The organism is Brasilonema octagenarum UFV-OR1, from assembly GCF_963888615.1.
GTDB classification, from domain to species: Bacteria; Cyanobacteriota; Cyanobacteriia; order Cyanobacteriales; family Nostocaceae; genus Brasilonema; species Brasilonema sennae.
This window is the reverse complement of sequence record NZ_CAWPKW010000274.1, coordinates 1-15,601: the sequence shown is the minus strand read 5'-3', so window position 1 is coordinate 15,601 and position 15,601 is coordinate 1. Positions and strand designations below refer to the sequence as shown.

Below are 15,601 nucleotides of genomic sequence, written 5' to 3'. Positions count from 1 at the left end.
TTGACAATAAACTCACAACTCATCATCAATGATGGTTCAGTTTCCACTCGAAGTACTCAAAGCTGCCTCAGCTTGAGAGTGTAACAGAAGACCGTATTCTAAACCTTCTACGACAGCTTGATAAGAAGCCTCCAAAATATTTGTGGAAACGCCCACTGTTGTCCAGCGTTGATGACTATTACGCGACTCTACCAAAACGCGGGTTTTCGCTGCAGTCCCCGTGTGTCCATTCAGAATCCGTACTTTATAATCTGTTAACTCAAACTCAGCTATCTGGGGATAGAAATTCCTCAAAGCCTTGCGTAAAGCAGCATCCAAAGCTGCAACCGGTCCGTTTCCATCCGCCGCTTCTAGAATATCTCTATTCTTGACAGCAACTTTTATAGTGGCGACAGCGTTAGTCGTTTCTTTCCCCTCAACCAAATCACAATGAACTTGAAAACCTTTGATTTCAAAGAAAGACTGGCGACGACCTAACGCTTGGCGCATCAACAACTCAAAACTTGCGTCTGCTGCTTCAAATTGATATCCTTCGCTCTCTAAAGCTTTGAGACGTTGCAGAATTTCCCCTGTTGCTGGATTATTCTTATCCAGTTCAATACCAAAAGTGCGAGCTTTTGCTAAAACGTTACTCATTCCAGACTGTTCAGAAATTACAATGCGGCGACAATTTCCGACTTGTTCTGGTTGAATGTGTTCGTAAGTCAGAGGATTGCGTTCTACAGCCGATACATGAAGACCACCTTTGTGAGCAAAAGCCGAACGTCCCACAAAGGCAGCATGTTCGTCAGGAGCAAGATTAACAACTTCACTTACAAAGCGACTGGTTTGTGTCAGTTCCGACAATCGACTATCTTCAATACACGTGTAACCTAGCTTCAGTTGTAAATTGGGAATTAACGAACAGAGGTTGGCATTACCGCAGCGCTCACCATATCCGTTGATGGTACCTTGTACCATCTTCACTCCTGCCATGACAGCAGCCAAAGCGTTGGCAACTGCGGTATCAGAATCGTTGTGAGTATGAATTCCTAGTTGAGTATTGTCGGGAATTGCTTTTACCACATCTGTGACAATTTGAGTCATTTCATGGGGTAAAGTGCCGCCATTCGTATCGCAAAGAGCTATCCATTCAGCACCAGCAGAGATTGCGGTCTTTAGGGTCTGTAAAGCGTAATCTGGATTTTGCTTATAGCCATCAAACCAGTGTTCTGCATCGTATATCACACGACGTCCTTGAGAACGAAGATACTCAATCGTATCCTGTATCATCGCTAAATTTTCTGTGAGGGTTGTTCTGAGTCCTTCTGTGACGTGTAAATCCCAAGACTTACCAACAATTGTCACCCACCGAGTGCCAGCAGCAAGAATTGCTTGCAACATTGGATCATCTCCTGCTGTTTTCTGAGGACGTCGGGTGTAGCAAAACGCAACAATCTCTGCTTGTTGAAGCGGCTCTTCTTGGAGATGCCAGAAAAATTGTACATCTTTGGGATTTGCCCCAGGCCAACCTCCTTCTATAAAAGGAATTCCCAGTTGATCTAATCTCCGGGCAATGCGTAATTTATCTTCTATGGACACCGATAACCCTTCACGTTGAGTGCCATCCCGTAGCGTTGTGTCATAGATCCAAAGTTGGTGTGAGGAATTTGCGGTCATAAGATACGAACTCTTGGAGACAACTTTCAAGGTAATGTGTAAGTATACTTAAGGATAGGACAATCAAAGTTACGCAGAGCACTTCTTTATTGAGGAGAATTCAGAACACAGAATTTAGAATGTCCTCGTCAAACAATTTGGAGGATTTCACCAGAGTACAAATACCGTTTCTTCGGCGTAATCAGAGTTCTGAGTCCAATAAGAAAAATTAAGATAAAATACTTCCGGACTCATTGCTTTAAACTCAGAACTGGTAAGTCAAGCATCGTTTATTTGAGGTTTCGGCAGGATTCCCCATCATTGTAAAGTGGGGGTGTTGAGTGTAGCGCCCCTGCTCTCTACCGCTAATTGTATAGTGTCAACAGAAATATGCACAAGCGACTTGAGTTTTTTCGAGTCTTGAGTTATCGATTATATATTGTTTCTGTATTTTTCGGCATCGAAATGAATTGTTACAATACAACAAAAACCTAATTTAGTGATCACAAATGCCCAAGGCACAAACTCAAGGTAAGACAGCTGGGCTACTCGCCCTTGTCAGACAAGGACAAGAGTTTCATTCAGAAACGCCTTGGCACTATACGGGCGAACGCGGAGCCAATCTGCCGCAAATATTGCTGCAAAAAGGTGTTGACCTCTACAATAACGATGCTAAGGTAGTAGACTATTGGAACCTTGGTAGCTGCGATCCTTGTGCAGTTCTTCTAGAAGGTAAAGTGTCAATAGCTCAAGCGCAAAAAACGCGGCGGTCACTAGCTCCCCATTCTTCGGTTATCTTGGGTGCGTAAGCCATGTCAAACCAAGGTTTTGGGCAATGTGAAACTGACAAGATTTAATTAATTTTCAGCGGAACCCCAGGTTCTCAAAAACTTTGGACATCACAAGCTTAAGACGGAGAAATTAACGATATGGGTAGATGGACACCACTTATTCTTATGGCTGGAGGCTTAGCAATTTTGCTCGGGACATTGCTAGGCATTAGTTTTCCTATGGGTGGACAAAATAGTGCACAAGCACCTACACCCACAACTACACAAGCACCGAAAGAATCAAAAGTTCTCCCAGCTAATATTAATGTTAATAGCACTGCGGCTGGAAACGGTTCTGCGGACAGGAAAAACAACATTACTGCTCAGACAAATCAGAACAGCAATACAAATAATAGCCAAAAACAAGATGATGACACAGACGCTGTTGACAACCAGCCAACAGGTGGTCAATCATCAGGTGGTAAATCATCAGGAAACAATCAATCACCTAAAGACACAAATCAGAATCAGAGCAACGAACCAATTCGTGCCTTATGGTAGTAGCTCATAAGTTAGAAGTTGCAACTTATGAGTTACAAGTTATGAGTTATGCGTTATGAGTTATAAGTCACGAGTTATTAGTCCAAAGTCCATTGACAATTGACTATTGACTCTTGACTAATGACTAATGACTAATGACTAATGACTAGTGACGTTTTAATTATTGGTGGCGGCGTCATCAGTATGGCGATCGCCATTGAATTAAAGTTACGCGGTGCCAAAGTAACAGTTGTCAGCCGCGATATTCAGGCTGCTGCGACTCATGCTGCAGCTGGGATGTTAGCACCTGGTGCTGAAAGAATCTCAGACCAGGCAATGCAAGAGTTATGCACGCGCTCTCTGTATTTATACCCTGACTGGACGCGTAAGCTCGAAGAGTTTACTAGTATCAATACTGGTTATTGGTCCTGCGGTATCCTGGCTCCAGTTTATCAAGACCAGACAAGGGGACAAGGGGAAAAAGCGGCGAAACAGGAAAAGAGTGACAGAGGGAGGGAAACTTCTCTCCCTGATTCCTCTTCCCCTGCTTACTGGCTAGAAAAAGAAGCCATTCATCAATATCAGCCAGGATTGGGAGAAGAAGTCCTTGGGGGTTGGTGGTATCCTGAAGACGCACAAGTAGATAATAGGGCATTAGCGCAAGCCCTGCTAGCAGCGGCTAAATCCCTTGGCGTTGAACTCAAAGAAGGTATTGTCGTAGAAGGAATTCAACAGCAGCAACGGCAAGTTGTTGGTGTGCAAACGAGTACAGGAGTCCTTCATGCACAACATTACGTTTTGGCAGCAGGTGCTTGGTCAAACTCATTGTTTCCTTTGCCGGTGCGTCCTGTCAAAGGTCAAATGCTGAGTGTGAAAGTACCAGAATTTGTGCCAGATTTGCCCTTGACACGGGTTTTGTATGGAGAGAAAATTTACATAGTACCGAGGCGCGACAGACGAATTATTATTGGTGCGACAGTTGAAGATGTCGGTTTAACTCCCCACAACACACCAGTAGGAATTCAAACCTTACTACAAAGAGCTATTCGTCTATTTCCTCAAATACAAAATTACCCCATTCAGGAGTTATGGTGGGGATTTCGTCCTGCAACTCCAGATGAATTACCTATTCTTGGCACCAGTCCTTGTGAAAACTTAACCATTGCCACAGGTCATTATCGTAATGGTATTCTTCTAGCACCTATAACAGCAAGATTGCTGGCTGATTTGATTCTCGAACAAAAAACAGACCCTTTACTCTGTGATTTCCACTACTCGCGCTTCCACACCAAGTCATCTACTACCCCAATGCTTAGTTACCCCACACTCAAAACTCAGAATTCAGAACTCACAACTGAGAACTACGACAAATCTCAGCTACGAAACTCAGAACTCAGCACTTTGGAAGATTCACCACTCCAAATAGCCGGAAAAACTTTCCAATCTCGCTTGATGACGGGAACTGGCAAGTATCGCAGCATCGAGGATATGCAGCAAAGTGTGACTGCAAGTGGTTGTCAAATTGTCACTGTTGCGGTAAGGCGAGTACAAACCAATGCCCCAGGACATGAAGGTTTAGCCGAAGCATTAGATTGGACAAAAATCTGGATGTTACCTAATACCGCCGGTTGTCAAACAGCAGAAGAGGCAATTCGCGTCGCACGTTTGGGGCGAGAGATGGCAAAACTTTTAGGACAGGAAGACAACAACTTCGTTAAATTAGAAGTGATTCCTGACCCTAAGTATTTGCTACCAGATCCGATTGGTACTTTACAAGCAGCAGAACAGTTGGTGAAAGAAGGTTTTGCTGTGTTGCCTTATATCAATGCAGACCCTATGCTGGCGAGGCATTTGGAAGAAGCTGGCTGTGCAACGGTGATGCCTTTAGCCTCACCCATTGGTTCCGGACAAGGATTGAAAACGACTGCAAATATTCAAATCATCATTGAAAATGCTAAGGTGCCAGTGGTGGTAGATGCGGGCATTGGAGCACCTTCAGAGGCGGCGCAAGCAATGGAAATGGGCGCAGATGCTTTGTTGATTAATAGTGCGATCGCCCTGGCACAAAACTCGCCTGCAATGGCTCATGCCATGAATTTGGCAACAGTTGCAGGTCGTTTGGCTTATCTTGCTGGCAGAATGCCTCTCAAAAGTTATGCTATTGCCAGTTCACCCTTGACTGGGACGATTACTAGTTAGTCCTGAATCAAACTTTTAAGAAACACAGGGAACTGTTCCCTGTTCCCTGTTCCCTGACTAATGACTAAAATAACGATTTGTATCATATGTTTAAGAGCAAATATAACGTTTATGTTAAATTAAATGAATGAACATAATAAGGAATTATACTCATGCCTTACACAACTGAAGAGGGTGGTCGTCTAAATAACTTTGCCCGTGAACCCAAAATTTATAAAGCAGAAATTCCTAGCGATGGTCAAAAGCGAAACTACGTTATATTGGGAATTACTGCTACAATTTTAGTTAGTGCCTTGATTTTTGTCGCTTTCTCTGTTTCCGCCCTTGGTTGATAAAGAGTTATATTAGGAACTTAGTAATTTCATTTTTTAAGTTTTCTCAGGCTCAGGGTTTTATCGGAGCCTGGGTTATTGTTATATATAATAAATATTTATAATAAGTTATTTCAAAGATTTTTTCGGTTTAAAGTGTAATTGTATACTTAGCTTCTTTGATCTTTCCATGAATAGATTTATCCTGAGCAAAGCAACAATGACCTGAAAATTCTAGTCATGGTTAGATTTACTGGCTGTTTGCATGCACCCCAAGGGGGTATATCCACTGCGTTTTGGCTCTCTAGCCGCCATGAGCGTAAATGAAAGTACACACTCAGATAATTTTGCGTGGAATCGGCAAGTGTATCATCGCCTAAAACTTGCTCTTAGTCTCGGTTTAAGACGACAAATCTTTTTGGCGGTGTGTGATGATTTAAACCTGAGAAATCAGGTGGCGGCGCGTTTGCATTCAACTTTGGCTTATCCTGTTGGGCAAGTGCTGTATCAGCCATCAAATACACAGGAAGCTAGCACACCAGCCTATCCCCGATTAGTCACCTTGCGGCTGAATTTAAGCGATCCTAATCTTATAGCTCAGATAAATCAGTGGTTATCTAATTATCCACCACCGATTGTTGGAGCATCGAAAGACAATCCAGGGCGATCATTACCAGTACCAGCGTTTCAGATTGTAGGTGTAGAACATCTCACTAAACAACCAGTAGCAGTACAGCGGCTATTTTTGCACTATCTGCGTTTGACTGAGCAACAACTGTCTAACTTTGAATCCAGTTTACTGTTGTGGGTGCCGCGTCCTTGGTTATATGCTATCCAGCAATCAGCACCACAGTTTTGGCGTTACCGTACTGGTGTTTTTGTCTTCGCTGGAGAACCCACACCGACAAATCAAAACAAAACCTCACCAGAACGTTTTTCTGGTTCTAGAAGTTTGGAGTTAGCCAATGTTGAGCAACCTATTTTAGAAGAATCAGTCATTCAAGATGATTTCGATTTTCCAACACAAACATTAGTGAATAGTGGACAAAAACCGCAGGAGGTTCCTCCGTCAAAATCGGAAAAATTAACAAACCAACCTCTTCAAGAGGAATCCACTGATAAAGTCAGTACCAAGGATAGCTCATTGCCTCAGCAGACATCTCATATTAGCAAAGAGTTAGCAGAGCTAGTACTAGCAACGATGAACACGGCAATTGCTCAAGACGATGAACACAACTTACAAGTCAAGCAAATTTTGGAGGAGATAGAAGAATTACACGCCCAACAAGCTTCAAACGTCAAGCTAGGAGCAGCTTATCATCACCTAGGAAACTTATATCGCCTTCGTATTGAACAAGGACAGCCTACCTTAGAAAACTTAATGGTGGCAATTCTTACCTATCAAGAATCAATCACTCATGATGACGATTCACCCCAAGTTCCTGATACCTTAAATGACTTGGGTACACTCTACTGGATGCTTTACCGCACGCCACCCAATTCTGAGGAGGGACAAGCTTACATAGAGCAAGGAATTGAATTTTATCATTTGGCGTTGAAGCTGATTTCACCAGAAAGCCACCCTGAAACATACGGTCGTGTACAAAATAATTTAGGGACAGCTTATGGTGATTTGGCTCGTTTTACTAACCCTGCTGAAAACTGGCAACAAGCAGTTTTAGCTTACAGCGAAGCACTCTCCCTGCGTACGGCTCAAATAGAACCATTAAAGTATGCTGCTTGCCAAAACAATTTAGGGACAGCTTACTGGCATTTAGCACAATACAATCAACCAGTTGAGCATCTCAAGAAAGCCATTGCAGCTTACAAACTCGCGCTTGCTTATTACAATCCCGAGGAAGAACCGCTTAAATATGGGATGATTCAAAACAATATAGGCACGGCATACTGGAATATTGCACAGTACGAACAACCACCAGAAAATCTGCACTCCGCTATTGATGCTTACCGCGAAGCACTGAAATATCGAACTCCTGCTAATGTTCCTCCTGCTTGCGCCGCCACCCAAAATAACCTTGGAACTGCCTATTGGCACCTAGCAAATCAATCACAAACTTCCAAAGATGAGCGGCAAAAGTTGTTAGAACAGTGCATTAGTTCATATGAAGAAGCACTTACCCTTGCTCATTCACTTAGCGGTATGCCTTTGAATTTTGATCTGTTAGCCACTCACAATAATCTCGCACTCGCTCATTTTCAATTAGCAACAGACCAGTATTTTGATGGTGAGAAAGCAACTCGTTCTAAACATTTAGAAGCAGCATTAGATAATCACTTGCAAGCTTTGAATGGAATGAGTAAACAACCTGAAGCTTATCAAACAACTTTTGGTTATGTGGTCAAGACGATTCGTGCTTTCCACAGTGAATTAGGCATACAGGGGCAAAATTTAGCTTTGTCTAAAGTTCCTGGTCAATTGTTACCGGAGATTCTGCCTAAGTTGTAATGAGTGGGTTATTAGTTGTTAGTTGGTCAAAGCAATTTTCTTAACTTGTCAAAAATGCATACAGATACATGCTGAACGCAAAAAACGCAACGATAACAGGTATAAAAATGCTAACCTCTAGTTTCCGTGTCTTCAAGATTTCTAGATAAGACATAGGAATAATCACAAACCATAAGCCAGTTGTTATTACAAGCATCACCAAATTTAAAAACTTTCCTTCTGGAGAAGAGTTTGGATGCCGAATAGAAAAAATTAACCAATTCACAAAAAAATAGCAGGTTATCAGTAGGTAACTAACAACCAAAGCCAGTTGAATCTTGTCCACGATAGGCACTCCTCAAGCTAACTTTATCTGAAAAAGAATGCTTAAAGCGCTAACTTTTTCGGAAAATTGACAAAATATGAATTTATTTTCAAATCAAAAAGTATTTTTACTTTACAAATCAGCCTAAATACTAGCAGATCTCTGTATTTATTAAAAGTGAGAAAGTTAGGTTATTTCTATAAAAAAAGTAGGAAAGGTAGAAAATTTGAGAATTTTGCAATTAGGACTTATATATTGATAGAAGTACAAGTATATACGCCTTATATACTGAATTAAGTTTTGTAAAGGCACAAGCTTGTAGCGTGGGCATTACCTACCAAAATCTGAAAATATATTAAAGCAGTGCTCACCTTACTTTGATTCACCAAATATCATCTCAGTGAAATCTGGGATTTGGGGTTGGAAGCTCTTTAGTCCTGGTAAATTCTGCTCAACGTTAAAAAACTTCAAAATACTGCAAGTCACACTAATTCATTGAGCGTTGATAAAATGCGATCGCTCAATACCCAACGATTAGAATTAGGCTTAATCCAACGCTTTTCTTCTTCATTGAAGTTACGCTGTTCAATGATTGCTGCTTGTAAATTTTTCTTCTGGTGAGCATCCAATTTAGACACCATTTTTCCAACTGCCCGCAATGCACTTGTTTGCTCAAACGCTGTTTCTGAACGATTAACTAAGTGTAAAACCAAATCAAAATAAATTACATCACTAGACCACTCAGCAACAGAAAGTCCTAGTAAACGTTTACCTTGGTCATCTGATTGCAGAAGGTCTTTAACTTCTTGTACAGTATATTTAACTTCTGGAGCTAAAGCACGCATGCGTCCACTCACAGATTCCATCTCAAATGTTCGCTGTGCTCCAAAAGGCATTGTCGTTCTTAGTTCCTTATAGCGTTCGGCTAAGCGCTCCATTTCTTGTCTGGCGTCTGACACAGGAACTGTTGATGCGTAAACTTTCTGCCATTCTCGACGAATTTGGCGCATTTCTTCTTGCTGTTTCGGTGGAGCAACTTCTTCTGCTTTCTTAGTTTGCTCAATAAGAAATCCGAGTGAATCACCAGTTAATGATTCTAGCATTGTCTTCATACCTGAGCCACCAATTTCTCCCAAAGGTGTTTTGAGTGCTCCTCCACTTAAAGCAAAAACTTTTAATATAGATGGTAACCAAATCAACGACAAAAAAATAGCTGTTGTATTTGTAACTTTAAATTTAAATGAAAATAATTCTTTTTTACTCCAGCCTACTTCACAAGTACTTAGAAGAATAAGAATAATACTAATAATTAACCATTTTTTAGGAAGTTGGAAGATGCGTTGCAGTAGCCAATCTACTGCTTCCCTAGCAATTACACTTTTACCAGACTCAGAATTATCGGATTTACTATCCATACTTTTGTTTGTGTTGTTTTAGCTTTCAACGGAGCGTGAGAATCACCAATAACGCTCCACTTCAAGATTATTTTCGTCTGCTGCTTTTAGAATTGCACCCCGGAACAATTCATGTTTTAGTGAGTAAATGCTTTCTGGTAGACAGGTGAGCAGATCTTTAGCAGACTCATAAATTGCGATCGCCTCTTCACCATTATGAGCATTGTGGTAAATAATCCCCTGAATGTCAGGGTATATTTCTTTTTGTTCATAAAAGTAGCGCGACCAAGCTTGACTCATACCGCGTTTGTCTGTCTTTGCTAATGTTGCCTCATTCGCACCAGCTCGCATTGCACCCGAACCACGTACATCCAATAATTTTAAGCGACTTGTGCAAGTGATCATAGCAATCTGGTGGTCAGTAATTTCTATACAGCCTGTATCCCCAAAAACTTCCACTAAACAGCTCGAAAGTAAAGGTGCAGGCGCAGCATAGTATATCCCACGTTCTGGATCTTTCCATGCTTTGCGTTCCAATGGTTTATAGCAAGCAGGAGCAGCAAAATGTTTTTCTGGGATAAGTATCTCCTCTGTCCACAACCCACAAGTATTATTATTCTCTTGTGCAACACCAACACAGGAACACTCTCCCAAATGATGGTCAAAGCGATGAAGTGGACCCCAAAAACGAAAGGTTAGGGCGTCAGTATTAAATTCGTCCGGGCGAAAAATTCTTAAAAGTTCTGTTCCTTTTTTTAATCTATAAAATTTTGGTCTCGGCTTGCGAAGGCAAGAAGGGGGGGATGTTATTATTACCACATTTGTTACTCCTGTTCCGATTGATAGATAAAATTCGGAGATTTAGCGTTCCATTAGCCTTGAAACGTAGCAGAATCTAAAGTTAGAAACTCTGTCAGCTGGAAGATCCACAAGCTATACACATCATTCCGGAAATTTTTTGTAAGTTCAATAAAAATTTTTAGTATAACTTCAGTAATTTTCTTAATTATCATTTTTATAAATAAAAATACTGAAAACCCAGGTGGCTGGGAACACCTGGGTTTGTAAATTTAGTACCATTTGATGAATGAACTCTAATACATCGTCAATAGACTCCCACGGAACACGCCTCAGCAATAACTTCCTCTTTTTGACCGCTTTTCAAGGCTTCTATGGGCGTAAGCCCGTTTAAAGCTTTGTTATGTCGAGTTAACCAACTAATTTTGGACATAGCAGGAACATTGAGAGCATTTAAAACGTCTGGTAGTCCAGCAATGACGCCATCTGGTCCTTGAGGATCGAATTGCCAGGTGGGAAATTTCCAAACTCCATTGTCTTGAACTGCAATTAAACTGTTCTTTTTTAAACGATCATGCGGAGTTTGACGAGTTGTATTGAGCATTTGGGCGACTTGAGGAGCAGTTAATGAAGATTTGAGTAACTCTTGTCTCCAGTGAAAATTTTTAGTCAAGGCAGCAAATTCTAATTTACTTCGCTCTTCATCACTAATTTTATTGGCACCAAGTTTGGCAGCAAACTCAATTTCAGCCTTAGAGTACTTTGCCTTACTAGAAGTGCTTTCCATTTGTTCCGCCAAACATTTAATTTCGTCCGGGTGTAGTGAATTCAGATAATCTTGAAACCCCCTTGCTATCCGCAACAGCGGTTGCATTACGTCGTTGTCGCAAGGAGCATCTATTGTCACGTTAATTCCAGTCATTATTTCACCTCGTTTGACATTCTCATCATTTGTTATCCGATAAATTGAATTGATGTAAGAGATGTCAAGTAACTACAATTCCAGTATTCTATGTTCCTGAGTGAGTTAAGGTGAGAGTATAGATTGAGTATTGTATGACTTATGCATGACTTATGAAAAATCAGCTAATATACATATAACAACTATTTCTGATGGAGTATAATGAGCCGGCGATCGCTTCAAGCATCTGCTGAGGGTATGAAAAAAGCGCAAGCTGCGCTGATTCGTAATTCACTAACGCAGCAGGCGTTAGCTGAGGAACTGAGTATTAGCCGTCAGCCAGTTAGCAAGTTTTTTCAAGGTAAACCAGTTGATCGCTATATTTTTGTCACAATCTGCGAAAAACTAGGATTGGAATGGGATGAGATTGCGAGTTTCTGCTCACTTCCAGATGTAGATGATGCAGCAAGTACTTCCCAGATGGAGAGTCTGGTGCAGACTGTACGAGAAAAAGTTCACGACAGTATTGCCAGACGTTGTAGCATAATTCGGCTCCTAGATAAAGAGCAACCAGTAAGCTTGGAGAGTATATACACTGATGTCTATATTTTAGAGAGAGTCACTGGACGCAGGCGGCTTTCCCTTGCTCAATTGTATGAGAGTTCTGACAAGAACAAGATTTACCAAAAACGGATCTCAGGACTCGAAAGGGTAGAACGCTACAACAAGCATTGGATTTGGGGAAAACCAGGTTCGGGTAAAACGACGTTTTTGAAATGGGTAGCAACTCAATGTAATTCCGATCAGTTTTTGTCGAATCTTGTCCCAATTTTTATCACCCTTAAGGACTTTGCTGAAACTAAAGGGCAACCAAGCTTGTTGGACTACATCACAGTACAATTTGAGGAATGTGGAGTTGTTGAACCTCAAACAGTTCTCACGCTTTTGACTCAAGGGCGATCGCTACTTTTATTAGATGGATTAGATGAAGTCAAAAAAACTGAGCTTAACCGAGTGCTACAGGAGATTCGCAACGTTTCAACGCGGTTTTGTGCCAATTCTATAGTTATAACTTGCCGGATTGCAGCGCTGGAATATACTTTTGAAGAATTCACCGAAGTGGAAGTTGCCGATTTTGATGACCAACAAATCGCTGACTTTGCCGCCAAATGGTTTCAAGCTCAAGATACGCTACAAGCAGAACGCTTTGTGCAAAAGCTGCAAGCAAGTCAGCCGCTTAAAGAACTAGCAAGTAATCCCTTGCTGCTGACTCTGTTATGCTTGGTGTTTGACGAAACAGCAGATTTTCCAACTCATTGTTTGCAGCTTTATCAAGAAGCAGTAGATTTATTACTCAAAAAATGGGATGCCAAACGCGGTATTGAGCGAAATCAGGTTTATAAACAATCTCGGCAGGATAAAGAAGATATGCTAAGTCAAATTGCTTGGACGACCTTTGAACGTGGCGAGTACTTCTTCAAGGTAAGTGCCGTTAAGCAAGGGATATCCCATCATATCCATACATCTCCTGAGAATAGCACCTTTTTAGAAACACTTCAAGTTGACAGCGAAGATATTTTGAAATCTATAGAAGCTCAGCATGGTTTACTGGTTGAGCGAGCAAGAGGTATTTACTCCTTTGGCCACATCATCTTTCAGAAATACTTTGCTGCCAGAAAAATTGTTGCTAGTCCACCATCACATGCACAAGAAGCTTTTCAAAACCTTGTCTGCCATATGAGTGAGAAACGCTGGCGAGAAGTCTTTTTGTTCGCAGTCCAGATGTTGCCAAACCCAGACTACCTGTTGCAGTTGATGAAACGCCAACTCGATAGTCTTGTGGCGGATGATGAAACCCAATATGACAATGCAAAACAGTTGTTGATTGATTGCCTTAATAACCCAAGTTGCTAATTATGCACAAATGCGATATCCTGCCATAAGTTTGCCCATCCGGCAATTGCCCTTTTGGGACCATCGCCCAGTATGTGCCCACCAGAGTTCGTTGGAAGGAACCCTTAAAACATCTTTTTAACTTAAGTTAATTTTCTTTTTGTCAATTACCATTTTCATTTATCATAATAAAACATCACAACTACCATCAGAACAATTGTAGAAATACGACTCTAGGGAGAAAATATTGAAATATCTTTATAAGTTCCCAAAAGTCTCATTTCATTTACGATTGAGCAATTTAGCTGAAGTAATTTACCCTGGTTGATTCCGGTTCACTTAGTTCAGTTCCTTTTGACAAAACTTTTTGCAAATGACAACAGTAATAGATAATTCATCTAGAAGTAAACTTTGGCGGGCAGCAATTAAGCTTCCTATTTACAGTGTTGCTCTCATACCTCTGTGGGTGGGTACAACTGTGGCGATCGCAGAGACTAGAAACTTTAATTCCACAAATTTTTTGATTTTTTTATTTGCATCTATTTGCATTCAGGTTTGGGTTAATGTTAGTAATGATGTGTTTGATGCAGAAACAGGGGTAGATGTCAATAAACTACACTCTCTTATTAATTTGACGGGCAAAGAAACATCAAATTTCTGGTTGTGGTTTGGTAATTCCTTTTTAATTATAGGTGTATTAACAACATCGCTATTAGCTTTTTGGCAAAAAGATGTAACGCTTCTTATCTTAGTATTACTTGCATGTTTGTTAGGTTACAGTTACCAAGGGCCTCCCTTTCGATTCGGCTACAAAGGTATAGGTGAAATAATTTGCTTCATCACCTATGGTCCATTGTCTGTGAGTGCAGCTTATTACAATCAAAATCCAACTTGGTCCCTAACTGCTTTAGCTGCTTCAGTTATTGTAGGATTAGTAACCTGCTTAATTTTGTTCTGCTCGCATTTTCACCAAGTTGAAGATGATTTAGCTGGAGGGAAGTATTCACCTGTTGTACGTTTGGGTACCGCAAAATCTGCGCAGGTTTTGTCTTGGTGGGGATATGGAATATATTTTTTAATTGCTGTCTTCGTTTTATTAAAAATATTTCCACCGCTGAGTTTGCTAAGTTTTCTAAGTCTTTTTTACGCTCTGAAATTATTTACTCATGTCAATAATTATCATGACCAGCCTAATCAGGTGAGTAACTCTAAGTTTATTGCTGTGTCCATGTACTTGAGCCTTGGACTCTTATTAGGAATCGGATTTTTACTTCCGAGTGTCTAATGACTATTAAGTATAGCAGTCGCCAGGTAGATTAGGACACGAACTAATGAGAAAACACCCTCACCAAGAGACTTTCAAGTCTATTCCCTGTTAAGCGTTCCCTGCTATAAGTGGACAGAAATAAACTTCACTATGTCCGGAGTGCTTACGCTTCGTATGCCCTCCCTTTCCTGCTGCGCTAACGCGGCGGACGCATAATATTTTTATCCAACTACTTAACAACCAAGTCAACATCAGTGAGAAAACTAAAATGTCCCAGAACACAAATTACTCCTCTGTCACTCCAACCCAAGCAACCAAATTAGAAGGAGATGACAAACGCAACTATATTCGTAATCTCTTTGACGATATTGCTACTCGTTATGATTTCTTAAGAACTCTTGTTTTTCTTGGGCACACTAGTTTATGGTATCGACAAGCTTTACGCGATTTACAACTGCAACCAGGTGAAAAAATACTAGATGTTGGTTGTGGTACTGGAGAGTCTACCAGATGTTTGAATCGCTTCTATCCTGGAATACAAATTGAGGGAATGGATCTTTCCCCTGGAATGCTGAGCGTAGCTCGTAGCATGGACGCTGACAGTAACTATTTTGAAGGTGATGTGTGTTCAATTCCTCGCCCTGATTGCACATATGACGTAGTGGTAACGGCGTTTACTTTCCGTAACTTTCCAAATCGTGAAGTGTCACTTGCACAAATGTTAAGAGTCCTACGTCCAGGAGGACGTTTACTCATACTCGACCATTTTTATCCAGAAAAACCTGTGCTGTGGAGAAACATTTATACTATCTGGATGAGTAAGATTGTACCCCAGATTGTACGTCCTTTTATTGCCGATACAACTCCATATCGCTACTTAGCCCAAAGCATTATTAATCAGTTAAAGATGCCTGATTTTATCCAATTAATAGAAACTAGCGGAGCAAAAGTAACAAAGACAAATACTTATACCGGAGGTGCAGCAGGTAGATTAATAGCGGTACGTCACCCCTTCGCTTAATTCAAAATTCAAAATTCAAAGTTCAAAATTAAGAACCCCACAGACGCCAGGTGCTAAGAAAGCGGGAAGCCCTTCGGGTATCTCCTGCGGAGACGCTA

12 protein-coding genes are annotated in these 15,601 nt (G+C 41.0%); 8 read left to right on the top strand and 4 right to left on the bottom strand.

Features of this window, described 5'->3' with window-relative positions; all coding sequences use genetic code 11:
• Nucleotides 1-36: 36 nt before the first annotated feature.
• Nucleotides 37-1,659, bottom strand: coding sequence for a citramalate synthase (gene cimA / locus AC5590_RS23130; RefSeq protein ID WP_169265746.1), 1,623 nt, complete (start codon nucleotides 1,657-1,659; stop codon nucleotides 37-39).
• Nucleotides 1,660-2,147: 488 nt separating this feature from the next.
• Here cimA and AC5590_RS23125 point away from each other — a divergent pair, with 488 nt between their 5' ends.
• From AC5590_RS23125 to AC5590_RS23105, 5 genes are all read left to right on the top strand, one after another.
• A complete protein-coding gene (locus AC5590_RS23125) occupies nucleotides 2,148-2,447 on the top strand; it encodes a hypothetical protein (protein ID WP_246162915.1) in 300 nt (99 codons plus the stop codon).
• A 120-nt stretch (nucleotides 2,448-2,567) separates the two neighbouring features.
• Nucleotides 2,568-2,969 (top strand): hypothetical protein, encoded by a 402-nt coding sequence (locus AC5590_RS23120; RefSeq protein ID WP_169265745.1) that lies wholly within the window; start codon nucleotides 2,568-2,570, stop codon nucleotides 2,967-2,969.
• 141 nt (nucleotides 2,970-3,110) lie between these two features.
• Nucleotides 3,111-5,147 (top strand): glycine oxidase ThiO, encoded by a 2,037-nt coding sequence (gene thiO / locus AC5590_RS23115; protein ID WP_169265744.1) that lies wholly within the window; start codon nucleotides 3,111-3,113, stop codon nucleotides 5,145-5,147.
• A 152-nt stretch (nucleotides 5,148-5,299) separates the two neighbouring features.
• The gene (psb34, locus tag AC5590_RS23110) at nucleotides 5,300-5,479 is read left to right on the top strand and encodes a photosystem II assembly protein Psb34 (RefSeq protein ID WP_169265743.1); all 180 of its coding nucleotides are present in this window, start codon (nucleotides 5,300-5,302) and stop codon (nucleotides 5,477-5,479) included.
• Nucleotides 5,480-5,771: 292 nt separating this feature from the next.
• A complete protein-coding gene (locus AC5590_RS23105) occupies nucleotides 5,772-7,925 on the top strand; it encodes a tetratricopeptide repeat protein (protein WP_169265742.1) in 2,154 nt (717 codons plus the stop codon).
• Between the two features lie 786 nt (nucleotides 7,926-8,711).
• Here the strand turns inward: AC5590_RS23105 and AC5590_RS23100 are convergent.
• From AC5590_RS23100 to AC5590_RS23090, 3 genes are all read right to left on the bottom strand, one after another.
• A complete protein-coding gene (locus AC5590_RS23100) occupies nucleotides 8,712-9,644 on the bottom strand; it encodes a hypothetical protein (protein WP_169265741.1) in 933 nt (310 codons plus the stop codon).
• Between the two features lie 42 nt (nucleotides 9,645-9,686).
• On the bottom strand, nucleotides 9,687-10,442 hold the full coding sequence (locus tag AC5590_RS23095) for an RES domain-containing protein (RefSeq protein WP_169265740.1): 756 nt from the start codon (nucleotides 10,440-10,442) through the stop codon (nucleotides 9,687-9,689).
• Nucleotides 10,443-10,728: 286 nt separating this feature from the next.
• Nucleotides 10,729-11,343, bottom strand: coding sequence for a hypothetical protein (locus AC5590_RS23090; RefSeq protein WP_169265739.1), 615 nt, complete (start codon nucleotides 11,341-11,343; stop codon nucleotides 10,729-10,731).
• Between the two features lie 201 nt (nucleotides 11,344-11,544).
• On the opposite strand from AC5590_RS23090, the gene AC5590_RS23085 reads away from it, so the two are divergent.
• The 3 genes from AC5590_RS23085 (at nucleotide 11,545) to AC5590_RS23075 (ending at nucleotide 15,503) form a co-directional block, all read left to right on the top strand.
• Complete coding sequence (locus AC5590_RS23085; protein ID WP_169265738.1) at nucleotides 11,545-13,236, top strand: NACHT domain-containing protein; 1,692 nt, start codon at nucleotides 11,545-11,547, stop codon at nucleotides 13,234-13,236.
• Nucleotides 13,237-13,588: 352 nt separating this feature from the next.
• Nucleotides 13,589-14,500: a 2-carboxy-1,4-naphthoquinone phytyltransferase gene (gene menA, locus AC5590_RS23080; protein ID WP_169265737.1), complete on the top strand. Its 912-nt coding sequence runs from the start codon at nucleotides 13,589-13,591 to the stop codon at nucleotides 14,498-14,500.
• Nucleotides 14,501-14,750: 250 nt separating this feature from the next.
• Complete coding sequence (locus tag AC5590_RS23075; protein WP_169265736.1) at nucleotides 14,751-15,503, top strand: class I SAM-dependent methyltransferase; 753 nt, start codon at nucleotides 14,751-14,753, stop codon at nucleotides 15,501-15,503.
• Nucleotides 15,504-15,601 lie beyond the last annotated feature (98 nt).

Excerpts from the sequence above, each read along its gene's own strand:
- cimA (WP_169265746.1), bottom strand. The coding sequence starts at position 1,659 with ATGACCGCAAATTCCTCACACCAACTTTGGATCTATGACACAACGCTA.
- AC5590_RS23125 (WP_246162915.1), top strand. The coding sequence starts at position 2,148 with ATGCCCAAGGCACAAACTCAAGGTAAGACAGCTGGGCTACTCGCCCTT.
- AC5590_RS23120 (WP_169265745.1), top strand. The coding sequence starts at position 2,568 with ATGGGTAGATGGACACCACTTATTCTTATGGCTGGAGGCTTAGCAATT.
- thiO (WP_169265744.1), top strand. The coding sequence starts at position 3,111 with ATGACTAGTGACGTTTTAATTATTGGTGGCGGCGTCATCAGTATGGCG.
- psb34 (WP_169265743.1), top strand. The coding sequence starts at position 5,300 with ATGCCTTACACAACTGAAGAGGGTGGTCGTCTAAATAACTTTGCCCGT.
- AC5590_RS23105 (WP_169265742.1), top strand. The coding sequence starts at position 5,772 with ATGAGCGTAAATGAAAGTACACACTCAGATAATTTTGCGTGGAATCGG.
- AC5590_RS23100 (WP_169265741.1), bottom strand. The coding sequence starts at position 9,644 with ATGGATAGTAAATCCGATAATTCTGAGTCTGGTAAAAGTGTAATTGCT.
- AC5590_RS23090 (WP_169265739.1), bottom strand. The coding sequence starts at position 11,343 with ATGACTGGAATTAACGTGACAATAGATGCTCCTTGCGACAACGACGTA.
- AC5590_RS23085 (WP_169265738.1), top strand. The coding sequence starts at position 11,545 with ATGAGCCGGCGATCGCTTCAAGCATCTGCTGAGGGTATGAAAAAAGCG.
- menA (WP_169265737.1), top strand. The coding sequence starts at position 13,589 with ATGACAACAGTAATAGATAATTCATCTAGAAGTAAACTTTGGCGGGCA.
- AC5590_RS23075 (WP_169265736.1), top strand. The coding sequence starts at position 14,751 with ATGTCCCAGAACACAAATTACTCCTCTGTCACTCCAACCCAAGCAACC.